Source organism: Enterobacter sp. fkY84-1, assembly GCF_052974705.1.
The window spans coordinates 3,726,822-3,752,824 of sequence record NZ_CP169393.1; the positions used below are offsets into that span (position 1 = coordinate 3,726,822).

The following is a 26,003-nucleotide window of genomic DNA, read 5'->3' on the forward strand; positions in this document are numbered from 1 at the left end:
GTCAGGCTCCTCGTGAAATCACAATCACTACCAGCACCGCCAGCTCGATCAACGCCAGACGGCGGAACAGCGCGGGCGCGGCAGCGTTCTGCCAGCCGGGTACCCAGCCCACCGGGTTCAGCCAGTGGCGCAGCTTCAGCACGGCGGCGAAGTTCTCTTTCACCGGCATAGCAAAACCGTGGGCGGTGATGACCATCGACTGTTCGTGTTCGTAGCCGCAGGCCCACGCGGCACCGCGCGAGCGGGAGGTGAGCCGGTCGCGTTTGAAGAACAGCATCAGCACGAACGGCAGCAGCGGCGCTGCAATCAGCAGCAGTGCAATCATCGGCTGGGAAACGACGGTGTGCGCCGTCTCAAGCGGCAGCGGAATGGCGTGGCCCAGCAGCGGCAGCAGCCACGGCGCGGCAACCCCGCCCGCGATGCAGCACAGCGCCAGCGCGACCACGCTTACGCCCATCAGTACCGGTGCGCAGCAGGCGTTCTCAGCCTCACGCGTACGCGGTGCGCCAAGGAAGGTCACGCCATAGACTTTCGCCATGCACATCACGGCCAGCGCCCCGGTAATCGCCAGCCCGACCGCCAGCAGCGGCCCCAGCAGGCGGGCGATAAACGCCTCGCTCTGACCGAGGGCGAAGAAGGACTGATAGATCACCCACTCCCCGGCAAAGCCGTTCAGCGGCGGCAGCGCGGCCATCGCCATCAGCCCGACCAGCATCGCCAGCGAAATCACCGGCATTTTTTTGCCAATCCCACCGAGCTTTTCGATATCCCGATGGCCAGTGCGGAACCAGACGCTGCCCGCCCCGAGGAACAGGGTGCTTTTAAACAGGCTGTGGTTGATCAGGTGATACAGACCGCCGATAAAGCCAGCGGCAATCAGCGCCGGTTGATTAAGCGCCAGCCCGGTCACGCCCGCGCCCATGCCGAGCAGGATGATGCCGATATTCTCCAGCGTGTGGTACGCCAGAAGACGCTGGATATTGTGCTCCATCAGCGCGTACAGGCCGCCGATGAAGGCGGTGATCATGCCCGCAATCAGCAGCACCACGCCCCACCACAGCGGCGGCTGGCCGCCGGTCAGCGTCATCGCCAGAATCCCGAACAGACCGACCTTCATCACCACCACAGAAAACAGCGCGGCAGCGGGCGCGGAGGCATTCGCATGCGCCTGCGGCACCCAGCCGTGCAGCGGGATAATCCCGGCCAGCAGGCCAAAGCCGATCACGCCCAGCAGCCAGACGTCATTGCCCAGCGGATGCCCGTTAAGCGCAGCGAACTCCAGCGTGCCGAAACGCTGCCACACCCGCCAGCAGGCCAGCGCCAGCAGCAGCGTCCCGAGGCGTCCCAGCGCAAACCACACTTTCCCGGAGGCGCTGCAGCCGGTCAGGAACACGCCGCACAGCGCCATAATCTCCGCCATCACCACCAGCGCGCCGAGGTTGCTGGCGATCACGGTGCAGACCGCCGTCGCCATCAGCAGGTTCACCAGCAGGCCGTTGGCTTTGGCGTGCGGATGGCGGTGCCAGTCGATATTGAACAGGCTGATAAACAGCCCGCACAGGCCAAAGGTCACCAGCCAGATGGCGTTCAGCGGCGTAATCGCAACGGTGTGGCGAATCAGCGGCATCACGGCCTCTGCGGACTGCCCGCCGAGCAGGACAACTCCACCCGCCGCCAGCGTCATCAGGCTGCCAACCGCCCCGCCGATCCCGGCGATCCAGCCGCTCAGGGTTTTATGGAATGACAGAAGCCACGCCAGCACGGCGGCGGCGGCAAAGTACGCCACGGCGCTGGTAATCATCGTAATCGCGTTCATTTCACCCCCTCGTTGAGCGCCTGCAGAAGCGAAAGATCGCCGACGTCGGTATTAATGGTCAGCTCGCGCTTGCGCTTGCTGGTGCGGGCGATGTCGCGAATGTTCACCAGAATCAGCGCTTTGGTTGGACAGGTGCGCACGCAGGCCGGGCCCTGTTCATCGAAGCTGCACAGGTCGCACTTCACCGCCACGGCACGGATGCCGGGCACCCAGTCCAGCAGCGTGCTGACGCGTGCTGGAGCCGGAGGCGCGGGCGGGGCTTTAGGCGAGTTGGCATTGGCCGGAATATGCAGCGGGCGGCTGCCGGAGAATTCAATCGCACCGAACGGGCAGGCAATGCCGCACAGCTTGCAGCTTACGCACAGACTTTCGTTCAGCTGGACTGCGCCATCCACGCGGGTGATGGCGTTCACGGGACAGACACCCGCGCAGGGGGCATCTTCACAGTGATGGCAGAGCTGCGGGGCAGACTCTTTTTCATTACGCATGACGTGCAGGCGCGGCATGGACTGTAGCCCATGCAGGCGATGCGTTTCCGAACACGCCGCCTCACAGGTTCGACAGCCAATACAGACCGTCGAGTCAGCAATTACAAAACGGTTCACCGGGTTATCCTCTGGTGATAGTCATTTTTGACGAAAAACTGTCTTGTCGACACTTCTCGACACACTGGGGGTCAGGCCACGTTCGCTGAGGTATTTCCGTCCATCAGCTGCTTCAGGTTGACCGGAAGATCGTGTTCAACGGCGGTGTACAGGCCGTTATAAACCGGGGCGATTTTTTCCAGATAGTGCTCCAGTACCTGCTGGCGATCGCGGTTGCTGACGTGGCCGTCCACCATGCCGTCAGCCATCAGCTGCGCCTTTGCAATACACTGTTTTTCACCGTCTTTTGTCTCGAGGTAGTACTCGATGGTGTGGCTGTTGAAGTTATCCGCCAGGGTGACGTTGATGATGAAATGGCCGAAGAGGACAAAGCGCATATCGCCCTGCGCCGCACAGCTCATCGCGTGGTGAAGACGCGCTTTCGACAAGGTAATGCCCTGAACCAGAGAGTTGCAGTAAAGGTGCCACTGGTCCTGTAACTGCTGATGACGCTGCGCGATGTATTCCGCTTTTTCGCTGATTTCCCAAATAGTCATAAAAGGTATCCGTTTAATGGAGATAGCGGCTGTTAAGCAGATTCCATGCCAGTTTTTATGCTTATGATTTTCAATGGATTTAATTAAAAATTCGCTGTCAACATCGCGGTGTCGACGTGTCATTTCGACAGCGGTGACATCGACACGCCTTAACAAAAATCAAGCTGGCACTGTTATTGCATTACCGGGGCAATTCATTGAGGAGGCGTCATGCACGAAATCACCCTCTGCCAGCGGGCTCTGGAACTTATCGAACAGCAGGCTGTGCAAAACCACGCGAAACGCGTCACCGGCGTCTGGCTGAAGGTCGGGGCGTTTTCCTGCGTCGAGACCAGCGCCCTGACCTTCTGTTTTGAGCTGGTGTGCCGCGGCACGCTGGCGGAAGGCTGCGAACTGCATATTGAGGAGCAGCAGGCGGAGTGCTGGTGCGAACAGTGTCAGCAGTACGTCACCCTGCTCTCATCAAAGGTACAGCGCTGTCCGCAGTGTCAGAGCACCGGGCTGCGCATCGTGGCGGATGACGGCATGCAGATCCAACGCCTCGAAATCGAGAAGGAGTAAAGTATGTGTAGTACCTGCGGTTGCGCCGAAGGCAACCTGTATATAGAAGGGGATGAGCACCGTCCCCACTCCGCGTTTCGCTCCGCGCCCTTTTCCCCTGCCCCGCGCCCTGCGGCAGCCCTGACCGGCATTACCTTTGCGCCGCAGCGTTCCGACGCGGGCGACCTGCATTACGGCCACGGCGAAGCGGGTACCCACGCGCCGGGCATGAGCCAGCGCCAGATGCTGGACGTGGAAATCAACGTGCTGGACAAAAATAACCAGATCGCCGCCCGCAACCGCGCCCGCTTCGCCGCCCGCAAACAGCTGGTGCTGAACCTGGTCTCCAGCCCCGGTTCCGGCAAAACCACGCTGCTGACCGAAACGCTCAAACGCCTCAACGGGCGCGTCTCCTGCGCGGTGATCGAGGGCGACCAGCAAACGGTAAACGACGCGGCGCGCATCCGCGAGACCGGCACCCCGGCAATACAGGTCAACACCGGCAAAGGGTGCCATCTGGATGCGCAGATGGTTGCCGACGCCGCCCCGCGCCTGCCGCTGGCGGATAACGGCATCCTGTTTATTGAAAACGTCGGCAACCTCGTCTGCCCGGCGAGCTTCGATCTGGGTGAACGACACAAGGTGGCGGTGCTTTCGGTGACCGAAGGCGAAGACAAGCCGCTGAAATACCCGCATATGTTCGCCGCGGCATCCCTGATGCTGCTGAACAAAGTCGACCTACTGCCGTACCTGAATTTCGACGTGGATAAGTGCCTGGCGTATGCCCGCGAAGTGAACCCGGAGATTGAGATCCTGCTGGTCTCCGCCACGCGCGGCGACGGCATGGACGGCTGGTTACGCTGGCTGGAGAACGAACGATGTGCATAGGCGTACCGGGACAAATCCATTCCCTCAACGGTAATCAGGCCAAAGTCGAGGTTTGCGGCATCCTGCGTGATGTAGACCTGACGCTGGTGGGCAGCACCGATGAAACGGGCGCGTCGCGTCTCGGCCAGTGGGTGCTGGTCCACGTGGGGTTTGCCATGAGCGTGATTAACGAAGCGGAAGCCCGCGACACGCTGGATGCGTTGCAAAACATGTTCGACGTGGAGCCGGACGTCGGCGCACTGCTGTACGGCGAGGAGCGATAATCATGCGTTACGTTGATGAATACCGCGCGCCGGAGCAGGTGCTGCAGCTTATCGGACACCTCAAAACGCGCGCGGCGCGGCTGGACTACCCCAAAGAAAGGCCGCTGCGGATCATGGAGGTGTGCGGCGGGCACACGCACGCGATCTTCAAATTTGGCCTCGACCAGCTGCTGCCGGAGAACATTGAGTTTATCCACGGCCCCGGCTGCCCGGTCTGCGTGCTGCCAATGGGACGCATCGACAGCTGTATCGAGATTGCCAGCCAGCCCGACGTCATATTCTGCACCTTTGGCGACGCGATGCGCGTGCCGGGGAAAAACGGCTCGCTGCTGCAGGCGAAAGCGCGCGGGGCCGACATCCGGATCGTCTATTCGCCGATGGATGCCCTGACGCTGGCAGCGGATAACCCCGCGCGCAAGGTGGTATTTTTTGGCCTGGGGTTTGAAACCACCATGCCCGCGACGGCCATCACGCTGCAGCAGGCGAAAGCGCGCGGCGTCGATAACTTTTTCTTCTTCTGCCAGCACATTACGCTTATCCCTACCCTGCGCAGCCTGCTGGAAGCGCCAGGCAACGGCATTGATGCCTTTCTGGCACCGGGCCACGTCAGCATGGTGATTGGCACAGACGCCTACGGTTTTATCGCTGAACAGTACAATCGTCCGTTAGTGGTTGCTGGTTTCGAACCACTTGATCTACTGCAAGGTGTCACCATGCTGGTTGAGCAGAAAATAGCGGCCCTGAGCGCGGTCGAAAACCAGTACCGCCGCGTGGTGCCGGATGCCGGCAATGAACGGGCTCAGCGTGCCATTGCGGAGGTGTTCAGCGTCGAAGGCGACAGCGAGTGGCGAGGACTGGGGCTGATTGCCGAATCCGGCGTGCGCCTGACGCCAGCCTATCGCGCGTTCGACGCTGAAGCGCATTTCCGCCCGCAGCCGCAGCAGGTTTGCGACGATCCCCGGGCCCGCTGTGGCGAGGTGCTCACAGGCAAATGCAAACCGCATCAGTGCCCGTTATTTGGCAATACCTGTAACCCGCAAACGGCGTTTGGCGCGCTGATGGTCTCCTCCGAAGGGGCATGCGCCGCGTGGTATCAATATCGCAACCAGGAGTGTGAAGCATGAACACGGTGGAAATGGCGCACGGAAGCGGTGGACAGGCGATGCAGCAGCTGATTAACCGGCTGTTCATGGAGGCCTTTAACAACCCCTGGCTCGCCGAGCAGGAAGACCAGGCGCGCATTGACCTCGCCACCCTCACCGCCCAGGGCGATCGACTGGCCTTCTCCACCGACAGCTATGTCATCGATCCGCTGTTCTTTCCCGGCGGCGATATCGGCAAGCTCGCCGTCTGCGGCACGGCCAACGACGTGGCCGTCAGCGGCGCCATTCCCCGCTACCTCTCCTGCGGATTCATCCTCGAAGAGGGTCTGCCGATGGAGACGCTCACGGCGGTGGTGAACAGCATGGCACACACCGCGCGCGAGGCGGGTATCGCTATCGTCACCGGGGACACCAAAGTGGTCCAGCGCGGTGCGGCCGATAAGCTGTTTATCAACACCGCCGGAATGGGGGCTATCCCCGCCAACATTCACTGGGGCGCACAGCGGCTTAGCGCGGGCGACGTGCTGCTGGTAACCGGCACGCTGGGCTGCCACGGAGCGACTATCCTTAACCTGCGTGAAGGCTTAGGGCTGGACGGTGAACTGCGCAGCGACTGCGCGGTGCTCACCCCGCTGATTCAGACGCTGTGTGCTATTCCCGGCGTGAAGGCCTTGCGCGATGCCACCCGCGGCGGGGTGAATGCGGTGGTTCACGAATTCGCCGCAAGCAGCGGGTGCGGGATTGAACTGACCGAGCGTGGCCTGCCTGTAAAAGCTGCCGTGCGGGGGCTGTGCGAACTATTGGGACTTGACCCACTGAACTTTGCTAACGAAGGCAAGCTGGTGATCGGCGTGGAACGCGCGGCGGCGGAAGCCGTTCTTGCAGAGCTACGCGCGCATCCATTAGGGAAAGAGGCCGCCATCATCGGCGAAGTGGTTGAGCGCAAGGGGGTGCGCCTGACCGGACTTTACGGCGTGAAGCGCACGCTGGACCTGCCGCACGCGGAACCCTTACCCCGAATTTGCTAGAGCCGCGCCATAAGCGGTCAGCACTGAATGTCTCTTTTTTGCCAGTTTCTATTGGAAAGCAATAATGCCGTATACACCGATGAGCGATCTTGGACAGCAGGGCCTGTTTGATATCACGCGCACACTTTTACAGCAGCCCGATCTCGGCGCGCTGAGCGATGCCCTGACGCGGCTGGTCAGGCAATCAGCGCTGGCCGACAGCGCGGCGATTGTACTGTGGCATAGCGGAACGCACCGCGCGAGCTACTATTCAACGCGCGATAATGGCAAAACGTTTGAGTACGAAGACGAAACGTATCTCGCGCATGGCCCGGTGCGCCGTATTCTCTCCCGTCCGGAAGCGCTGCACTGCAACTTTGAGGAGTTCCGCACGGCGTGGCCGCGGCTCGCGGAGAGCAACCTCTACCAGCCGTTCGGCCACTACAGCATGCTGCCGCTCGCGGCGGAGGGACATATTTTTGGTGGCTGCGAGTTTATTCGCACGACTGACCAGCCCTGGAGCGAGGCGGAATACGAGCGTCTGCACACCTTTACCCAGATTGTGGCCGTCGTCGCGGAGCAGATCCAAAGCCGCGTGACCAATAACGTGGATTACGACCTGCTGAGCCGCGAGCGCGACAACTTCCGCATTCTGGTCGCCATCACCAACGCCGTGCTGTCGCGCCTTGATATGGACGAGCTGGTCAGCGAAGTGTCGAAAGAGATCCACCACTATTTCAAAATCGATGCCATCAGCATCGCGCTGCGCGGCCATCGCAAGGGCAAGCTGAACATCTACTCCACGCATTATCTGGATGAAGCCAACCCGGCGCACGAGCAGAGCGAAGTGGACGAAGCGGGCACCCTGTCTGAGCGGGTATTTAAAAGCAAAGAGATCCTGCTGCTCAACCTGAGCGAGCAGGACCCGGTGGCACCGTACGAGCGGATGCTGTTTAACACCTGGGGCAACAAGATACAGACCCTGTGCCTGCTTCCCCTGATGTCCGGCAACACCATGCTGGGGGTGCTGAAGCTGGCGCAGTGTGATGAAGCCGTGTTTACCACCGCCAACCTGAAGCTACTGCGCCAGATCGCCGAGCGTATCTCCATCGCGCTGGATAACGCCCTCGCCTATCAGGAAATTCATCGTCTGAAAGAGCGTCTGGTGGATGAGAACCTGGCCCTGACCGAACAGCTCAACAACGTGGACAGCGAGTTTGGTGAAATCATCGGGCGCAGCGACGCCATGTACAGCGTGCTCAAGCAGGTTGAGATGGTGGCGCAAAGCGACAGCACGGTGCTGATCCTGGGCGAAACCGGTACGGGTAAAGAGCTGATTGCCCGCGCCATCCACAACCTGAGCAACCGCAACAGCCGTCGGATGGTGAAGATGAACTGCGCGGCGATGCCTGCAGGCCTGCTGGAAAGCGACCTGTTCGGACACGAGCGCGGCGCATTCACCGGGGCCAGCAGCCAGCGGCTGGGCCGTTTTGAGCTGGCGGACAAGAGCTCGCTATTCCTCGACGAAGTGGGCGATATGCCGCTGGAGCTACAGCCGAAACTGCTGCGCGTCCTGCAGGAGCAGGAGTTTGAACGTCTTGGCAGCAACAAGCTTATCCAGACTGACGTGCGGCTGATTGCCGCCACCAACCGCGACCTGAAAAAAATGGTCGCCGACCGCGAGTTTCGCAGCGATCTCTACTATCGCCTGAACGTCTTCCCGATCTTCCTGCCGCCGCTGCGCGAGCGCCCGGAAGATATTCCCCTGCTGGTCAAAGCGTTTACCGCCAAGATCGCGCGTCGGATGGGGCGAAACATCGACAGCATTCCTGCCGAGACGTTACGTACCCTTTCCTCGATGGAGTGGCCCGGCAACGTGCGCGAGCTGGAAAACGTCATCGAGCGTGCGGTGCTGCTGACGCGCGGCAATGTGCTGCAGCTCTCCCTGCCTGAAGTGACGCTGCCTGACGTGACCGTACCCGCCGCCGAGACGGCGAAAGAGGGAGAAGATGAATATCAGCTCATTATGCGCGTACTCAAAGAGACCAACGGCGTGGTCGCCGGGCCAAAAGGTGCCGCCCAGCGTTTAGGGTTAAAACGCACTACCCTGCTGTCGCGCATGAAGCGTCTCGGGATCGATAAAGAGAGCCTGGTTTAAGCCCCCAATCCGGCGGTGTTTTTCTGGCACCGCCTTTCGTTACCCTGCGCAATTGTCCCTCATTGACACAAAATCGTTTCCTCTGTATAAAATTCCGCCTTAATAATGAGTTTCATTTGCATCAATAATAATATTAATCAAGGGTAGCGTTTCATGAAGAAGGTCATCTGCGCGTTAGGCCTGGCGGTTGCGTCGGTCAGTTCTGCTCTGGCAACCACATATCCTCTGACGATTGAAAACTGTGGCTATAAAGAGACATTCACCAAAGCGCCGGAACGCGTCGTGGCTCTGGGTCAGAATACCGTCGAAATTCTGCTCCTGCTGGGGCTGGAAGATAAGGTGAAGGCCAGCGCCTTCTGGCCGACGAAAGTGCTGCCGCAGCTGGCGGAACAGAACGCAAAAATCAAAACCCTGACGGTCGAAATCCCTACCCTTGAATCCGTGCTTGCGCAAAATCCCGACTTTGTCCCCGCGCAGTCACCGCTGCTGCTGGGGCCAGAAAGCAAGGTCGCAAAACGCGACGATCTGATGACCCTGGGCGTGAACAGCTACGTGTCCCCGGGCATGTGTGCGACCAAAAAAGCCACCGGCGATATGTACGGCAGCCGCCAGAAACTGTGGGATATGACGTATCTCTATCAGGAGATTGAGGATTTCGCCAAAATCTTTAACGTTGAAGACCGCGGTCAGGCCGTGATTGCCGATTTCAAAAAACGTGAGGCTGACCTGCGCCAGGAATTCAGAAAAAACAAAAAAGATCTCTCCTTTGTTTTCTGGTTCTCAAGCTCCTCCCCTTCTGCGGACGCCTACGTAGGCGGTAAAAATAGCCCCTCCGGGTTTATCGCCAGCCTGATGGGCGGGCATAACGCCATTACCTCCGAGACCGAATGGCCAACCGTGGGCTGGGAAAGCATTATTGCCGCCAATCCGGATGTGATTGTGGTCTCCAGCCTGGATCGCAACCGCTGGGCGCTGGATAACGCGGAAGAGAAAATCAAATTCCTGAAAAGCGACCCGGCCGTCAGCCAGCTGGACGCGGTGAAAAAAGGCCATATCGTGGTGATGGACGGTCAGGCCATGAACCCGACGATTCGCACGATTTACGGGGCTGAGCAGGTTGGCGAACAGCTCAGAAAACTGGGGCTGAACTGATGACCACCGCTGTCCTTCAGGCCAGGCAGAGCCTGGTTCTGACGACCTCGTGTTTGCTCGCCTTTGTCCTGCTATTTCTGGTTATCGCGCTGAGCGTCAGCGTCGGCGAGCTGTCGATCCCGCTGGATAACGTGTTTTACGCCATCAGCAATAAAATGGGGCTCACCAATGTTCCGCTCACTCGCATCTATGAGAGCGTGATCTGGGACTTTCGCCTGAGCCGCGCGCTGGTGGCGGCCTGCTGCGGCGCAGGTCTGGCCATCTGCGGGGCCGTATTGCAGAGCCTGCTGAAGAACGCGCTGGCGGAACCCTACGTGCTCGGCGTATCCGCGGGCGCATCGACCGGGGCGGTTTCTGTCGTCGTGTTGGGGATCGGCACCGGTGCGGTGTCGCTCTCTGCCGGGGCCTTTGCCGGGGCGTTCGCCGCGTTTGCGTTTGTCGCGTTTCTGACGAACGGCGCGCGCGGCGGGAATGAACGTACGATTCTGGCAGGCGTCGCCGCCTCGCAGCTTTTTAACGCCATTACCGCCTACACCATTAGCACCTCCGCCAGTGCCCAGCAGGCGCGCGACGTGATGTTCTGGCTGCTGGGCAGCTTCAGCGGCGTACGCTGGCCTGAATTCCAGCTGGCGCTGGTCGTGGTGCTGATTGGGTTAGCCGTGTGCCTCTACTATTCCCGGGCGCTGGATGCCTTTACGTTCGGTGATGACGCCGCGGCGTCGCTGGGCATTGCAGTCCCCTGGGTGCGTCTGGCGCTCTTTACCACCACCGCGCTGATTACCGCAACCATCGTCAGCATGGCGGGCTCAATCGGCTTTGTCGGGCTGGTGGTGCCGCACGTCATGCGTTTCCTGTTCGGGCCGCTGCACCGCACGCTGCTGATTGCCAGCGCGCTGGCAGGCGCGATCCTGATGGTGCTGGCAGACATTGCCTCGCGCATGCTGATTGCGCCGCAAAGCCTGCCCGTCGGCGTGGTCACCGCGCTGGTTGGCGTTCCGTTCTTTGCCGTGATTATCTACCGCTCAAGGAATAAGTGATGAGCATCTGCGCTGAAAATATTACCTGGAAGGTCGGCAAAAAAGTCATCGTTAATGACGTCTCGCTGAAGGTTTCCCGGGGCGAAACGGTAGGACTGCTTGGCCCTAACGGCTGCGGTAAATCGTCTCTTTTACGTATCCTCGCGGGGCTGCGTCGCCCGGATGCGGGCTGTGTGACGCTGGACGGCCAGGACATCTCTCGTATTGCCAAAAAGCAGCTGGCCCGCCGGGTCGCCTTCGTGGAGCAGCACGGCATGACTGACGCCAACATGCGCGTGCGCGACGTGGTCAAACTCGGGCGGATTCCGCACCACTCCGCCTTTTCCAACTGGAGCACGCACGATGACGAAACCGTCACCGCCGCTCTGCAGCGCGTGGATATGCTGGATAAAAGCGACCAGGGGTGGCTGAGCCTCTCCGGCGGCGAGCGCCAGCGCGTCCACATTGCCCGCGCGCTGGCCCAGACCCCGACGGAAATCCTGCTGGATGAACCGACCAACCACCTGGACATTCATCATCAGATGCAGCTGATGCAGTTGATCAGCGAATTACCGGTCACCAGCATTGTCGCTATACACGATCTCAACCACGCCTCGATGTTCTGCGACTCGCTGATTGTGATGCAGAAAGGGCAAATTGTGGCGACGGGGACACCGCAGGACATCCTGTCCGAGTCGTTGCTCTGGGACGTCTTCCGGGTCAAAACCAAAATCGAGATCTCGCCGTTCCATGGCAAAAAACACATTCACTTTATCGTTTAGGGGCGAGTGACCAACGATGCCCCTACGCCCTGCCACCACGCTCTGGCCGCCCGTTTTACTGGGTAGCCAGTTTGTTTTTAACATCGGCTTTTACGCCGTTGTCCCCTTCCTGGCGATATTCCTGCGCGACGATATGCTGCTCTCCGGCGGGCTGATCGGGCTGATCCTCGGCCTGCGCACGTTCTCTCAGCAGGGGATGTTTATCGTCGGCGGCGCGCTCTCGGACCGGTTTGGCGCGAAAATCGTTATCCTGAGCGGGTGCATTATTCGCGTCGCGGGGTATCTGCTGCTGGCGCTTGGAGAATCGCTGTGGCCGATTATTCTGGGCGCGTGCCTGACGGGGGTGGGCGGCGCGCTGTTTTCTCCCTCTATTGAGGCATTGCTGGCGAAAGCGGGCACGCACAGCGAGGCGAAAGGTAAACGAAGCCGGGCGGAGTGGTTCGCGCTCTTTGCGGTCTGCGGGGAACTCGGTGCGGTACTGGGCCCGGTTACCGGCGCACTGCTCACCGGCCTGGGCTTTCGCCAGGTGGCGCTGGCGGGCGCTGGCGTCTTTCTCGTTGCGCTGGTGGTTCTCTACTTTTGCCTACCCGCGTCACGCCATGCCGCGCGGACGCTGAAGCTCGTTCCCTGGTGGACGACCTTTCGCCAGCCCCGCTTTGTCGCCTTTATCATTGCCTATAGCTCGTGGCTTTTGAGCTATAACCAGCTCTATCTGGCGCTGCCGGTAGAGATCCAGCGCGCCGGCGGTAACGAGAAAGATCTCGGCCCGCTTTTTATGCTGGCCTCTGTACTGATTGTTGCTTTACAGCTGCCGCTGGCGCGATTCGCCCGGCGCGTGGGCGCGGTGAGGATCCTGCCGGTGGGCTTTTTATTCCTCTCCGCCGCCTTTGCAAGCGTGGCAATGTTTGCGCCGACGGCACCGCCTGAGGGCTGGCTGCGCCTGCTGCCGTCGGTCTGTTTCGTGACGCTGTTGACGCTGGGACAGATGCTGCTGGTACCCTCAGCTAAGGACCTGGTCCCCCGGTTTGCCGAGGAGTCCACGCTGGGGGCGCACTACGGCGCACTCGCCACCGCCGGAGGCATTGCGGTACTGGCCGGAAATTTGCTGTTTGGCAGCCTGCTGGATCGCGCGCTGGTGCCCTCAACGCAGGCGATGCTCCCCTGGCTGCTGCTGGCCCTCTTCCCGCTCTGCAGCGCGCTGGCCCTTAACGTGATTTGCCGCCCGCTCAGAAGCTGAACCGGTCACTTTTTCGGACGATACTTTTCCGGCAGTTCCGGTACGGGACGACGGTCATCCATCAGATGGCGGACGGTCAGAATGGGGTGACGCCAGAGCATTCGCGGGCCTGCCCAGCGCATAATCTGCTTCATCTCTTCGCGTTTTGCAGGCTGGTAGCAGTGGACCGGACACTGTTTACAGGCGGGCTTTTCCTCCCCGAAAACGCATTTATCCAGACGCTTATCGGCATAGGCATTTAGCGCCTGATAGTGCCCCTCTTCCACAGAGGCTTGAGGACACTGCTTCTGATACAGCGCGATCATTTTCGCGATGGTCTCTTTTTCGCGTGAAATTCGTTTACCGGACATAGCGACTTACCGAACAATAAAGTGCAAAAATAATACACCTTTCAATGCGGGATTTCAGTTATTGCATGTTGTTTTCTGAAGCCTGATTCCAGTTTTAGCCCTGCCAGGCCCAACCATTACTGGTATTTTATACAGGCATCAGTAATGACTTTTATCCGTGTTGTCGGGAGACCCTATGCAAGAACTCGCTATCAACAAACCCTATCGCCATTTAACAGTGGGATATTTCAGAAAGCGCCATGAAGACCGCAATACCAAGATACCGAAGCGCTACAGCGTGCATGCGGCGCTGAGCTTAAAAGGTGACTGGCTTGAAAAGGCAGGGTTTACCACCCACTCCCGGGTGCGAGTGGGCGCAGAGCATGGAAAAATCGTCATTGAGCTCATGTCGGAAGATGCCTCGTAAAGCGGCGACATTTTTCTGCGCCGTACCTTTTTTTCATGCGACAATAGAAGGAACAAACGGCCACTGAGCCGCTCAAAACGGTTTATATTCAAAGAAATGGACATCATAACTCCATGAGCACACTCGACAATTTCGACGCACATACGCCGATGATGCATTGGTGTGTTAGTGCTGATAATAAAAGATTATTTTCCACCAGAAAATAAAAACCACATTTCAACCTACACTTTTGTAACTATCTGATTTAAAGAATATTGTTTGCTGTACTCATCCAGCGTTATACTCCCTCTGTTTTCCCATCCCTCTAATAACACAGGGCATCTCCATGAGCCGATACCATGTATCCAGCAGTGAAGGCCAGTATGAGAAAGACTCTGGCGAGCAGGTTTTGGCTAATAAGCTGGGGATCGCTACTTCTGATGAGATGGATGAGGCTGAACTTGTCCTGTTAGAACAACTCTACCAGTCTGTTTTTGAAGAACAGTTCCCAGAAGGACAGCTTAGCGTAGCCATGCTAAAAAGCTGGCACCGCCGTTGGTTAGGTAACATCTACGAGTGGGCTGGACAAGAAAGAGCGGTCAATATCAGCAAAGGCGGCTTTATGTTTGCCCCTTCAGCACAATTGCCAAAACTGCTGAGCGAATTCGACAACAAGTATCTGGCTCAATACACGCCGTGTAGCGGCATGGACGAAGAACAACTCATCACCGCCATCGCCATCACCCATATCGAGCTGATACTTATCCATCCATTCAGAGAAGGAAACGGACGCCTGTCGCGACTGCTAGCCGACGTGATGGCCGTTCAGGGAGGATACAAACCGCTGGATTATCAAAGCTGGGAGCAAAACAAAACCCAGTATATCTCGGCTATCCATGCAGGTGTATCAATGGACTACGAGCCGATGAAAAACTGGGTCAGTAAGGCATTAAGAAGGGGTTAAACCGCAAGACGCAAATGAGCAAATTTTTTGCGTGTAGCTTCAAGTGAAGCTTCGATCTTCGCGGAGGACTGCCCTGTTTCAACAGCCGTAGATGTTGCTACTGAGCGAACGATATCAGCACGAGATGGCTTAGCGTAGCTTGCCTGAGTTTTTTTGTTATTGCTCATTATTACTCCTGAAAAGCAGAATCTGGGCTGAAAGACATCGTTCAAACAGTATACCAAAACTTCTACGCAAATTCACATCAAGCCCCCGTCAAAGACTCACTCATCGGCCAAGCCCTTTAAGCAGTACATCAAGTATGAAACGGTTAGCTAAACGAGCAACATCCTCATCAGACAGGTAAGCAACTGAATGTTTCTCAAACGCCCCCATGCTTTCAATGACAGCATCAACCGTTTCTTCGCCCAAAGATGCTTTAACCCAAACTGGCCAACTGAGATTGAATGTTAAACAGCTAGTCCTTCCCATTTCTTGGGTTTTGTTAACCTATCTTTGGTACTTAGGGTGTAAGAAACGCTCAACGAATTGCGCTGAAATGATCGCTTGATTCAATAAATGCTTGCGCTAATCCAAGTTCAATATGTCTTTCACCTCAGGAAGCTCTCTATGCGCCCGCAAGTACACTACCGCTGCGCGCGATAACTTTTCAGTATCTCTTACCATTCGACGCAGCTTAGCTTTGGCTTCTTGCACATTATCATTAGTCTTTATTTTCCTAACCTGCCTCTCCACTTCTAAGCGTACTATGTTCCTGGCTCTGACTATTCTGCTTTCGTGGAGGTGAAATATTTCAATAGAATTTTGTACTTTTGTTTGCTGCTCTACTGTTGCTGATGGCTTAGCGAGTGGCAGCCCATCGTTATCAAACCAAAGCAACTTCTCATCATCCGGATTGAAAGGATCAAGAAAGTACGGTCGTTCATTGTTCAGTTTGTCTTGGTCCGCAGGTACAAAGGCCCTCTCGTCTGGGTTTTCAAGTGGGAAACGGCATGCTTTCCCCCCCTCAGTGTCATCGAAAACTCTACGACTATTACAGAACGTGCAAGCGCAACGATAATTTTGCCAATCGAATGCTAACCACCAATAACCATCATGTTGCTTATCATCTTCAACCTTATTCTTTGGCCTGAAATGATCAACCGGCATATCTGACCGGATCTCCTCGGCTTCGCAATACCAACATTTTCGCTTTAAAGGCTCTGGTAGCAATTTATAGAATTCACGCCAAATATTTGAGGAAGCGACTCTTCTTAATATCGCTTTCCTTGCTTCTTCGTCCGGGGCGGCAATTAATTCAGCATTTGCTTGCTCAGCCATATCTTTCCACGCCTGAGTCAAGCATTCCTCAATCTCATCCTTACAAATCCAACGCATTAATGACTTTCCTCATGTTTGGCGTGGTACTTATTACGAAGAAACTCAAGGTAATCTGGGTCATCCGTTGCCAGGTTGAAACCCAAATGCTCGAGTTGAGCATTAAGCCTAGCCAGGTACTGCTCTTCATCCTCAGGCGGAAATCCTTGCTCCCGAACAAGTTTTTCTTTAGATAAAGTTTCCTTTGCAGCGAGCGCATTTCTGCTTGTAAGCCTTTGGTTAGTATCATCATCAAGCGTAGTCTGCAGACCGAACATATCGCTACGCAAAATTAAGTTAATTCCCATTCCTCGCGGATTTTCATCAGGCATCTTGGCCGATATTTGCTTTTCATCATCGCGTTTCATTACCTGAACTTGCTCTTTCTTCAGCTCGGCAATAGCTAGAGGGTGATGAGTTACCATCAGCAAGTGACTGGTTTCATGATTAGGTACAAATTCATGCAAGAAGTTAAGATATTTAACGGCCCAAGAGGGGTTAAGATGGGTGTCAGGTTCGTCGAGTAAAAACAAAGAATCTTTTCCGCCAGTGAACCTGAGTAGGCCCAACACGGTCAATAGCTGCTGCTCACCTTCGCTGAGTTCACGAAAAGTAAGGGGTTCTTTGCTGCTGGATACTTTAACTCGAATGCTAACTTCAGAGATAATCTCCGACAGAAGAGTGCTTTCAAGCATTTTAAACAGTTCGTCGGCACTAAGCTCTTTAGCGAACTCACGTAAGGCATTTGCATCCGGTAAAAATAAGTGGAAGAACTCATTACGAATGTCTTTGCCAGTCAAAGATAAATCTTCTTTACGCGTCACTTTCACTGGAGATAAGCTGTATCTTATGAGTTCATCAAGAAAACGGCGCACGACACCATAAGCCCCCCAAAAAAGCTCTTCTTTCTTCTTAGCCCATCTCGGTTTCCGCATCACAAAATGAATGCTGTCTAATTCTTCAATGCCTAAGTGTTCACGCAAAAATGCCTTATCTTTGCTGTCTCGCTCAGATAGGAAAAAAGCAAGCAGTACAAATTGGCTATGGTGAGGTTTAGCGTAGAATAACGGGCGAATATCGCCTTTCAGATCCAGTTTATCTTCAAGTAACCTACGGTAGAAATCTGTACGGTGTTTTTTAAAGTAGTTTTCAAGGCGATCACTGGGGCCGGAATAGTATGCAAAGACATAGTTAGGTAGGTATGGTGCTTTACCGCCTTTATCTCGACTAACTTTTGAAAACGGAATGGGAATACCTAAAGAATGTTCACCGAACATATCCTTTGATATATCGTCACTCAAAAGATCGCGCACATGCACTTCATATTGCTTTGCTAGTGTGCCGCGATTTGGATCGGCATCAATGGCAATTTCCAGCCATCGCTCACTCGGGTGATTAGGTTTGTGGCACTCACCTAATCGATAAACTAGCTCATAAGAAAAAGGGGGCGCTTCACCAAGATCAAGATTGCGAAATATTGCCACCAATGCTTCGAGAACGTTGGACTTACCGGAACCATTTCGACCCACGACGACCGTCATGAGGTGATCTTCGTCAAAATCCACTTCCACGTTCTCAAGATTTTTAAAGCGTGAGCGAATATGTAGTTTATCGACTTTCATGGACTATCCTTAGTTCTTTGCCTTATTCACCGGTGGATGTCTTAGCCAAGGCAAACCAATCCTGGCTATCTCCATCGCGTTCAAGCTTCATAATAGATTTTTCCACTAAAAGAGCGTCGCGAATATCAAGAAAGAACTGTTCCAGTTGTTCAGTACTGCTATTATTGGGGTAACCAGCCGCCGTTAATAGTTGTTGGCCACTAAGTGGTTCTCCGGCCTGTTTTAATGCTTCAACCACTTTGATGATTTGTTTGTTCATTCGACTACCTGTATTTTTTTTTACCGCAGAACGTTTAGGCTTAGGTTGTCTTTTGATAGCTTCACGTACTGTGTTAATCCTTTTTAGCAGGGTTTCAGCACTGTTTTCACCACTGATTAGCTCAGGGTTAGAGGTGCGCCAGTCAGCAGTTAGCTCACCCCGTAGCGCTTTGGCTAAAATGGATTGAGTGAGGTTATTTACTCGTTCTAATGCAACATTGGCTCTTAATTCGATATTATCCGCAAACGCGAAAAGTTCTTCGATTTGATGAACGATTTGGTTCTGTTCCTCAAGTGGAGGGAGGGGTATTGGAAATAGCTTAAACAGCGCTATATCGATTCTTAGACGAGTTGCACCAAAAGCAGCCTCTGCTAACATTTTTTTACTAATAGGCGAGTTAAAAAAATGCTTCAAATATTTTTTATTTGCTAAATTAGCATCTACGTTCATTTTTAGAACATCCGGTGTTACCATTGCCACTCCCATTTCTTCAGGGAAAATGCAGCATTCACCTGGAGGATCGCCTAATTTTGTAACAAGCAGTTCACCACCAAACACTGAATAATCTTGATGTATTTCTTTCCATACTTCCTTGTCCATGAAAGTTGGTTTGGTTTGGTTAAATCCTGATTCTTTAACATGTCTTAGAAAGATTATAGGAATACCTTCATCCCTAAAATCTTTAGCCTTAAAAATTGTACCAAAAGGACCTGCGCATATGGCATTACTTTTATCTATTGCTAGTTCATGATTCTCAATCCAATCCCAGTTGGTTGGTAATTCAAAAAGATTAACTTCTGATTTCCAATCATTTTTCCCTCGAACTTTTAGCAACCCTTTTTTATTCGCGTTATGCTTTTCAATATGAAATCTAGCTTGCTCAGTTGGGTTCTTGAGTCGCCACTCTTCCGTCAACTTGCCACTCACTGCAGCGGCAAGAACGGATTGGCGGAAAAATCTAATGATTTCAGGAACATGTTCGAGGCAGGTTTTGGTAGTCTCAACTTTTTCCAATAGAATATCTAGCTTGTCAGCTATGATTTTTTGTTCAGCTAAAGGAGGTAAAGGGAATGTATAAGCCTGCACATCTGAAGATTTAGCTGCTGGATATAAAGCACCTTGTACAGTACCGCTAATTGACTCGATAAAGTCTTTTGAACGAGTCAATGCAAAAATATAGCGACTGTCAACCAACAATGATTTGATAACTTCCAAGCCTGTCGAAGCAATCTGGTTGTCTAATTCATGGGGTACCAGTGCGACAGCATTGAGATTGGGTCTTGTCAGAGATACAAGAATATCTCCAGTGTTGATAACCTTTCTGGCTCGGCTCGGAGCATCTTTACCAATTAGTTTTTGGGGAGATTCTATACATTTCGAATCTCTGTTAATACTCCCGATATCAATATAAAGAAATACTTCTTCTGCTGAAGGTTTACGCTGTTCGCCTTTAATGGAAATGTCAGAGATTCTGGAGATGCACCATCCCCGAGGTAATTGGAAATCAATCATCAATTAGCTCCTTCCAATTCCGCCAGTAGCCTATCAAGCTCACTCAGCGCGGCTTCTAGCTCTTCTTTCACTTCCCGTGCCAAAACCATAGGCTCCGGCAAATTAGCCGCATCGACGCTGTTTATGTCTTTCAGCCAAGAGATATCTAGTGAGTCTCCTTTAGTGGTGGCAATCCACTCGCGGCTAAAGCAGCGCCAACGAGAATGAGCTAGCTGTGCATCAACATTCTGGTTTTCTACTACAACATCTTTGTCTACTTGAATGTCTTTTGCACCAAAACTATATTCACCTTCAGTACGTTTGCTGGTTCCGTCAGGGTTGTTACCAAAAACTTTCTCGAATGCTCCAAGGTGCGGATCTGTCCCAAAATCTTCTTGCGAAAATCCAATATCGGAATTACCAAAAGGTGTACGTTTACCAAAATTGAACATATTTGTACGCAGATCGTACACCCAGACATTCTTGGTGCAGTTATTTTTCTGATATTTATCTTTGACCGTTCCCTTGGTAAAAAATAGAACATTGGTTTTAACTCCATGAGCATAAAAAATACCTGTTGGCAGGCGTAAAATAGTATGGAGATTACATTTATCCATTAAATCACGGCGTATATCCGTGCCGACACCAGATTCAAACAATACATTATCTGGTAACACTACGGCAGCCCTGCCGCCTGCTTTAAGTCTCAAATAAATATGCTGTAAAAAAGCAAACTGTTTATTGGTATTGGGATATGGAATATCATTGCGCAAGGGGCGTTGCCCCCCGGCCTTATTACCAAATGGAGGGTTGGCTATGATTACATCAGCCTCGTCCAAGCCTGACGAATCATCGGTCAAAGCATCGCCATAAATAATGTCCGCATCTAAATCATGTAAAAAAACATTCATTAAGCAAATTCGACGAGTGTTTTTCTCTATTTCCACCCCTTGATACTTAGGTGGGTTAAATTGATACTCTTCTCGTGAATATTTTCTTCGGATATAACTATCAGCAGAAACTAAGAAACCACCACTACCTGTCGCAGGGTCTTGAATTAACTCGCCAAGATCTGGCTGTATTAATCTCACAATAGTATTAACTAAAGGCCGCGGAGTGAAATACTGCCCTGCTCCAGAACGAGTGTCCTGAGCACTTTTATCAATTAAACCGCTGTAGAGGTCGCCAAATCCATCTTTTCCTACTTGATGCCACTCTATTTTTGAAACACCATCGACAACAGCTTTTAAATTTTCAGAATGGGAGAAAACTGTTGTAGGGAATGCGTAAATCGCCTTTATGACTTCATTTTCAACATTTGCACCCAAATGGGTGAGCATTTCTTGATAGAATCCTAGCAATCCTTCCTCTGGATGAGACTCAAGATCAGCCCAGCGATAACCTTCAGGTATCAATTTTTCTGAACCATTTTCCTGAGCAATCTTTAGAAACAGCAGATAACTGAGTTCAGATACATACTGATAATAGGTGATTCCGTCACCTCGAAGGATATTACATAGATTCCAAATTTTTTGAACGATTGTTTCTTGCTTCATATCATCAGTTAACTCAGGATGTAGCTGTGGTCATTGTAATCAACAATACACCATAACATCATGAAAAGATACGAGTTGTTTATACTAATTTCAGCTCAACTTGTGCAGTTGTAGATAATTCACAACTACCTTTAATGCTTTTTCTCAATCAACAGGTATGGATGGGACCAGTTAGTGACCTCTACAAATGAAACAAACCCATCGTGTTCCAGTGCGCATACCCCCTTATTGCTGGCTACGTAATCGTATACGGCCTTACTTTCCAGACCCTGTAGCATGTGCGACAACAGCTTTCGGCGCATCACATCTGACTTCCTGCGTTTACGCGCCGCCACATCTTTGTAGGTAATGTTAAATGGCTGCCCTACTGCATTCGTAACGCATTTGCCGTAACGATTGGTCAATGCTTTGCCCTCATAATGATCCAGCAGTAAAGCCAGATCTCGCCTCAGGGGTTTCAGAAGACGTTTCCAACGTTTCAGTACCCGCTCAGCCTCGACCTTGCCTAACTCACGATTCAGCAAGCGTCTGGTACTGGATTTTAGCGATAGCGTAACGAACCCGGCGTTGAATACGCTGGAAAACCTGAATTGCTTCACCAATTCCTCAGCAATACGCAATACCCGGCAGATATATTGAGTTTCCAGCACCTCCAGCGACTTGGCCGAAATGCCAATACTCAACAGCTCATGTCGCAGTATCTCAAGCTGGCATACCTTGATGTCATAGTTCACACCACGTGCCAGACACGCCCACTTCATTTTAGACGGTAGAGTCTGGAAGCCTGTACCAACCTCAAAGGATCTCCCGCCGATGTACGCTGTTTTATACGACTGCCTGTAAGAAACCGTTAACGGTGATTCCTTCACCAAATCCACGCCTGTTTCAGCAAGTCGCGACAGGAAGTTGAAAATGAATATTTTGTTCTTCTTTGTGGGATACTCGTTATAGTAATCCAGCAATGCATCCAGATTGATTACAAGCGGCTCAAGGTTGTCCCAAACTCTCACAACCAGTTCCCTGAAGGCTACGTTAGGGATATCGCGTTTAGACTGCTGATGTTTAGCATTCTGCCCACGGTCGATCGCAACGCCGATCAATTCATCAAATGAGTAGCTTTTACGCTTGGTGAAAATATCCGTCAGATAATGGTAGCGATCCTTACGGCTAAGGTATGCCTCTCTGTCGTTGCCAAACAACTTACGCAGGAAACGTTGAGAAACAGCATATTCCCGGCAAGAACTTTGAGCATTGGAATACCCGGTTAGTTTTATGATCCCGGCATTTTTCAGCGCTTCCATTGCACGCTCATTGGTCGCCCCACTTTTCTTAAATACTCCAGGAAGCTTCGCCCTGCCTAATTCAAATGGAACAGGCACAGAATAAGACCATTTTTTACTCGCCTTAATCTTTGCTTTTTTCTTGTTTTTACGACTACAGGTCGACACACAAATAACATGCTGAAGAAATACTGCTATATTACGATAAAATGGACGCCGAAGACTTGGCACACCATTATAAGGAATACTGAAAACGACCGACTTGAAATAGTCCAGCGTTGAATCTGTCACTAGGATATTGTTATGCGTAATGTATGGTTTCATAATTCACCTGTATATTGAGATCAAAGCACCATGCCCTGACCCCATTTATTTACAACTGAATTACGCAAATCTTGTGTGAACCCAACAAGATTCAGATGCTGGATAATGATCATAATATTGGAGGCTGGAGCCTCATGATAGCTGATACTGGATAATGGCTATAGTATGTAATGACATATATACAATAATATAGAGATAGAGTATATACAGAGCATAATAGATACGTCTATATACCTTGTAGAAGCAAATAGCGAATAAATATCAGCTTAGCCAGAATGGGATTAGCGGATACGTAAAACGTTACCGGTTATTAAGCGGTGCAACTTCCTCCCAGTGATATTCAATAGCGGTTGTAGACACATGTTATTCTCTGGTTTTATTCTTTTGAAACCTCGAATTTGCTCAAAACCGCCGCTCCTTGCAACTGTCAGAGTCAAGGAAAGCCATCGGCGGTTTTCCCCTACCATTGTACGAGATGCGAATCTGACACTAAACAGCAGCGGTAGCTAGCTGGTCTACTAGGTCAAAATCCGGCAACGTTGGGCGGTCTGGAAGAGTGTTTTTTTGCAGGTAACTCATTTCAGTTCTGCCTGTTAACCGATTAATCAGTGAAGTAACTGGCCTCTGAATCTGCCGGGCTGGTCTCCGTACAACAGGCTGATGACGAAGCGGACAGCATCCTTGCTTAGGGATGAATTGCTGGTGAAGGACAGCAACCCGACTCTGCGTTGAATGCAGAATTGCATAGTCAGAGACCAGGCTCGCCTACAAAGCCGCAATCACTAAATCACTAAATCACTTTTTTCAAAGCGCCAAATGTTTTCACCATGGTTAGCCTACCAGTGCTGAGTAGTGTTGATCACCCATTTTCAGCAACTGGGCGAGTTAACGCATCTACATACCCTCCCGATATCCACTTTGAACGATTTCAGCGAAAAGCTCATCAACAAACCTTGTTGCGATCATGGGTATTCAACGCCAGAATGGTCATCACGATTCCCCGAATATCAACCTAACATTCTCAATCACAACCAAAAGTTAAGAGGCTTATGAATACCGATTTGATGCCCAATTTCTGGAAGCTGTCACATGGCTGGAAGGAGTTCTCATTCCTGGATATGGTCGAATGTATTGATGAAAAGCTCGTCTACATTCACCGAACGACCGCTGGTAAAGGGCAGTCTTCCGTCAGCCAGGCAGAGGAGTTTGTAAACGCTCCGATTGGTGATTACTTCTACCTGACCCACGGTAATCAGGGTGTATACCTGCTTGGTCAGTTCACTGGCCCGGTTAACTATTTCACAAAACACAGTGATGGTTGGATGGACAGACCATTCCGACTGATCCACAAAGCTAATGCCAGAGAGGCGTATTATGGCGTCGAGAAATGGTGGACACCTAATCACAACTCTACCTTTGTTAAGGTTCCGCACCACGAATATGACTTATTTGAAGAGCTGATATTGACGCCCTATTTCAATATTAACCTGAAAGATTTTTAAGTTAAAAATGGAGTGCCTGCAGTCGCTCCATTCATGACTTATGAACCGGGAAGCTTTACTTCATAATCTTATTCAGCTTGTTGCATACAAAGCAATACCGGCGGCCCACCTGATGGCGTTTGTAAACAATCTGGACAGTACTGTAATCCTTGTGGACATCGGATAATAAAACCCCTTGTTTTGTCAGCAATGTTAATACGCCCTTGCGATGGTTTTTTGGTAAGTAATGATGCACAAGATCTTTATCAACCGCATAAACCATACGCCCTTTAACTTTGTGAATAATAACCCGTGCTTTTTTAATGTATTTCTGCGCTATACGTTTATTCCCGGTCAGGTTCAAAATGTCGTCGCTTTGACAGAGCTTTATGATGGCATCAAGCGAGCTGTCCAGTGGTGTATGCGCTGATTCAGGTTTTGCTTCCGGGACATTTCCCTTGAGTGCATCCAGGTAGCAGGTTGATATCCCTTTCATGATATCCAGTTTGTTGAAAGGTAAAACACCATATTTCACAGCAATGCAACCTGCAACATAAGCGATGGCAAAACGTTTGGCTATACGCACCTGAATACCCGAATTGCGATCCACCTTGTGCTTGTCCAGGAAGAACTCAATCCCCTTTTCGAGCTTCCGTTTCACACTCTCACGGTCATCCTGAATATCAGCCACGAGACGCTTGAGAAAAGCAGGTTTTGCGCTGCCGTAATAGCGGTGAGTGGCATCCTTGATCGCATGTACAAGTTCATTGCTGGAATTAACACCTTCCGGTAGTGATTCGAAGATCCCCATTTCAGCACCAGCATCTGCATGAACGTCAATGACACGGACATTTTCGCCTTCGAGCCGCTCAACGTTCCCGGAAGTAGCCAGTTGCTGAAGGCTGCACTCGCCCGTACTGAACAGACTTACCTGCCATTCAGCCACTTTGTTCTCATACATTGCCGAGCGTGTTTTCCCTTTACCACCCGATAACGTATACACGCGGTTCTGCATGATTTTAGCGGCTGCCAGTACGTCTTTATCTAACAGCTTCGACTCATCGAGAACCAGGTAGCTGTCGTTATGGGCCACGGCAATCTCCTCCAGCCCTTTGTCCGTATTGTTCCACAGTACGACAATGTCTTTAGGTGTCCCGGCTAATGACGCCAGCATGTAGGCACTGGAGGTTTTTCCTATACTGCTCATTCCCCACAGATGAAACCCGCCCCCTTCCATATCTGCGAGCTTAAGGAGAAAGCCAGAAAATCCGCAGCACAGAGCCAGCAAAATGCGCGAACTGTGCAGTGCATATGGAGCAACATTCATTTTCCATAATTTTAATGTTTCCTGTTTGTTTTCGACAGGTAAATGATTTTTTGCGCTGGGGTGTAATATTGGTTTATCTTCTTTTATCTCACCAACTACTTTATCATTAACACGCAAATAAGCATCACCATAAAAACCAGGCTTATAGCACAGTGTGATTACCTTATCCGTTTCCTTAACGACCTCCTGATACGCCCGACTCCAGTATTCTTTAGTTACATTGGGATTATGCCCACATTTTAATAACGTTTTCTTCAACTCTAATACACTGACAAGTGCCAAAGCAGGGACAAGTACACATGTCGACTCCAGCCCCTGCGAATCAGTGATTTTAATAAACCGGTATGCAACTGGACATAATTCGGAAATTTTTGTACGAGCCAACAATGTAACAAGTAATTTTTCTTCTTTGTCACTTAAATTTTCTTTATATACCTTCATTAACGGAGCCTTATTTTATTTAAAGATTCCCTCACAGCTATTACAATTAACGCCATAATTAGGT

24 protein-coding genes are annotated in these 26,003 nt (G+C 52.2%); 13 read left to right on the forward strand and 11 right to left on the reverse strand.

The window, feature by feature from the left end; all coding sequences use genetic code 11:
• Position 1: 1 nt before the first annotated feature.
• The 3 genes from hycC to hycA form a co-directional block, all read right to left on the reverse strand.
• The gene (hycC, locus tag ACEPLT_RS17775; protein WP_032664254.1) at positions 2–1,816 is read right to left on the reverse strand and encodes a formate hydrogenlyase subunit 3; all 1,815 of its coding nucleotides are present in this window, start codon (positions 1,814–1,816) and stop codon (positions 2–4) included.
• A complete protein-coding gene (locus ACEPLT_RS17780) occupies positions 1,813–2,421 on the reverse strand; it encodes a 4Fe-4S dicluster domain-containing protein (RefSeq protein ID WP_023294427.1) in 609 nt (202 codons plus the stop codon). Before ACEPLT_RS17780 ends, hycC begins: the two co-directional genes overlap by 4 nt.
• 71 nt (positions 2,422–2,492) lie before the next feature.
• On the reverse strand, positions 2,493–2,957 hold the full coding sequence (hycA, locus tag ACEPLT_RS17785; RefSeq protein WP_008499579.1) for a formate hydrogenlyase regulator HycA: 465 nt from the start codon (positions 2,955–2,957) through the stop codon (positions 2,493–2,495).
• Positions 2,958–3,167: 210 nt separating this feature from the next.
• On the opposite strand from hycA, the gene hypA reads away from it, so the two are divergent.
• From hypA to ACEPLT_RS17835, 10 genes are all read left to right on the forward strand, one after another.
• Positions 3,168–3,518 carry a hydrogenase maturation nickel metallochaperone HypA gene (hypA, locus tag ACEPLT_RS17790; protein WP_008499580.1) on the forward strand — a complete coding sequence of 117 codons (351 nt, stop codon included), beginning with the start codon at positions 3,168–3,170 and terminating at the stop codon, positions 3,516–3,518.
• Positions 3,519–3,521: 3 nt separating this feature from the next.
• Entirely contained in the window at positions 3,522–4,385 is an 864-nt protein-coding gene (gene hypB / locus ACEPLT_RS17795) for a hydrogenase nickel incorporation protein HypB (RefSeq protein WP_232927402.1), read from the forward strand.
• Positions 4,376–4,648 (forward strand): HypC/HybG/HupF family hydrogenase formation chaperone, encoded by a 273-nt coding sequence (locus ACEPLT_RS17800; protein ID WP_008499582.1) that lies wholly within the window; start codon positions 4,376–4,378, stop codon positions 4,646–4,648. The genes hypB and ACEPLT_RS17800 overlap by 10 nt, the downstream gene beginning before the upstream one ends.
• A 2-nt stretch (positions 4,649–4,650) precedes the next feature.
• Positions 4,651–5,772, forward strand: coding sequence for a hydrogenase formation protein HypD (hypD, locus tag ACEPLT_RS17805; RefSeq protein ID WP_232927403.1), 1,122 nt, complete (start codon positions 4,651–4,653; stop codon positions 5,770–5,772).
• On the forward strand, positions 5,769–6,779 hold the full coding sequence (gene hypE, locus ACEPLT_RS17810; RefSeq protein WP_032653169.1) for a hydrogenase expression/formation protein HypE: 1,011 nt from the start codon (positions 5,769–5,771) through the stop codon (positions 6,777–6,779). The genes hypD and hypE overlap by 4 nt, the downstream gene beginning before the upstream one ends.
• A 64-nt stretch (positions 6,780–6,843) precedes the next feature.
• Positions 6,844–8,916: a formate hydrogenlyase transcriptional activator FlhA gene (gene flhA, locus ACEPLT_RS17815; protein WP_021241929.1), complete on the forward strand. Its 2,073-nt coding sequence runs from the start codon at positions 6,844–6,846 to the stop codon at positions 8,914–8,916.
• Positions 8,917–9,069: 153 nt separating this feature from the next.
• Positions 9,070–10,068 (forward strand): ABC transporter substrate-binding protein, encoded by a 999-nt coding sequence (locus tag ACEPLT_RS17820; protein WP_232927404.1) that lies wholly within the window; start codon positions 9,070–9,072, stop codon positions 10,066–10,068.
• Positions 10,068–11,105 carry a FecCD family ABC transporter permease gene (locus tag ACEPLT_RS17825; RefSeq protein ID WP_025912391.1) on the forward strand — a complete coding sequence of 346 codons (1,038 nt, stop codon included), beginning with the start codon at positions 10,068–10,070 and terminating at the stop codon, positions 11,103–11,105. The genes ACEPLT_RS17820 and ACEPLT_RS17825 overlap by 1 nt, the downstream gene beginning before the upstream one ends.
• On the forward strand, positions 11,105–11,866 hold the full coding sequence (locus tag ACEPLT_RS17830) for an ABC transporter ATP-binding protein (RefSeq protein ID WP_008499588.1): 762 nt from the start codon (positions 11,105–11,107) through the stop codon (positions 11,864–11,866). Before ACEPLT_RS17825 ends, ACEPLT_RS17830 begins: the two co-directional genes overlap by 1 nt.
• A gap of 16 nt (positions 11,867–11,882) precedes the next feature.
• Positions 11,883–13,103: an MDR family MFS transporter gene (locus ACEPLT_RS17835; protein ID WP_126289125.1), complete on the forward strand. Its 1,221-nt coding sequence runs from the start codon at positions 11,883–11,885 to the stop codon at positions 13,101–13,103.
• Positions 13,104–13,108: 5 nt separating this feature from the next.
• Here the strand turns inward: ACEPLT_RS17835 and ACEPLT_RS17840 are convergent, their stop codons facing one another.
• Complete coding sequence (locus ACEPLT_RS17840) at positions 13,109–13,453, reverse strand: nitrous oxide-stimulated promoter family protein (protein WP_008499590.1); 345 nt, start codon at positions 13,451–13,453, stop codon at positions 13,109–13,111.
• Positions 13,454–13,628: 175 nt separating this feature from the next.
• On the opposite strand from ACEPLT_RS17840, the gene ACEPLT_RS17845 reads away from it, so the two are divergent.
• Together ACEPLT_RS17845 and ACEPLT_RS17850 are read left to right on the forward strand one after the other, a co-directional pair.
• Positions 13,629–13,859 (forward strand): SymE family type I addiction module toxin, encoded by a 231-nt coding sequence (locus ACEPLT_RS17845; RefSeq protein ID WP_447088296.1) that lies wholly within the window; start codon positions 13,629–13,631, stop codon positions 13,857–13,859.
• Positions 13,860–14,184: 325 nt separating this feature from the next.
• The gene (locus ACEPLT_RS17850; protein WP_000092527.1) at positions 14,185–14,802 is read left to right on the forward strand and encodes a Fic/DOC family protein; all 618 of its coding nucleotides are present in this window, start codon (positions 14,185–14,187) and stop codon (positions 14,800–14,802) included.
• Here ACEPLT_RS17850 and ACEPLT_RS17855 read toward each other — a convergent pair.
• The 6 genes from ACEPLT_RS17855 to ACEPLT_RS17880 form a co-directional block, all read right to left on the reverse strand.
• Complete coding sequence (locus ACEPLT_RS17855) at positions 14,799–14,969, reverse strand: hypothetical protein (RefSeq protein ID WP_000069461.1); 171 nt, start codon at positions 14,967–14,969, stop codon at positions 14,799–14,801. The genes ACEPLT_RS17850 and ACEPLT_RS17855 overlap by 4 nt on opposite strands.
• A gap of 400 nt (positions 14,970–15,369) precedes the next feature.
• Entirely contained in the window at positions 15,370–16,122 is a 753-nt protein-coding gene (locus ACEPLT_RS17860) for a hypothetical protein (protein ID WP_447088297.1), read from the reverse strand.
• Positions 16,123–16,178: 56 nt separating this feature from the next.
• Positions 16,179–17,780, reverse strand: coding sequence for an AAA family ATPase (locus ACEPLT_RS17865; RefSeq protein ID WP_000861764.1), 1,602 nt, complete (start codon positions 17,778–17,780; stop codon positions 16,179–16,181).
• Positions 17,781–17,802: 22 nt separating this feature from the next.
• Complete coding sequence (locus ACEPLT_RS17870) at positions 17,803–19,551, reverse strand: restriction endonuclease subunit S (RefSeq protein ID WP_447088298.1); 1,749 nt, start codon at positions 19,549–19,551, stop codon at positions 17,803–17,805.
• Entirely contained in the window at positions 19,551–21,086 is a 1,536-nt protein-coding gene (locus ACEPLT_RS17875; protein ID WP_000808307.1) for a class I SAM-dependent DNA methyltransferase, read from the reverse strand. The genes ACEPLT_RS17870 and ACEPLT_RS17875 overlap by 1 nt, the downstream gene beginning before the upstream one ends.
• Before the next feature lie 131 nt (positions 21,087–21,217).
• Positions 21,218–22,690: a hypothetical protein gene (locus tag ACEPLT_RS17880; RefSeq protein ID WP_447088299.1), complete on the reverse strand. Its 1,473-nt coding sequence runs from the start codon at positions 22,688–22,690 to the stop codon at positions 21,218–21,220.
• Positions 22,691–23,739: 1,049 nt separating this feature from the next.
• On the opposite strand from ACEPLT_RS17880, the gene ACEPLT_RS17885 reads away from it, so the two are divergent.
• Positions 23,740–24,192 (forward strand): hypothetical protein, encoded by a 453-nt coding sequence (locus tag ACEPLT_RS17885; RefSeq protein WP_001090726.1) that lies wholly within the window; start codon positions 23,740–23,742, stop codon positions 24,190–24,192.
• 55 nt (positions 24,193–24,247) lie between these two features.
• On the opposite strand, the gene ACEPLT_RS17890 is transcribed toward ACEPLT_RS17885, so the two are convergent.
• Positions 24,248–25,939 (reverse strand): DUF927 domain-containing protein, encoded by a 1,692-nt coding sequence (locus ACEPLT_RS17890; RefSeq protein ID WP_447088300.1) that lies wholly within the window; start codon positions 25,937–25,939, stop codon positions 24,248–24,250.
• Between the last annotated feature and the right edge of the window lie 64 nt (positions 25,940–26,003).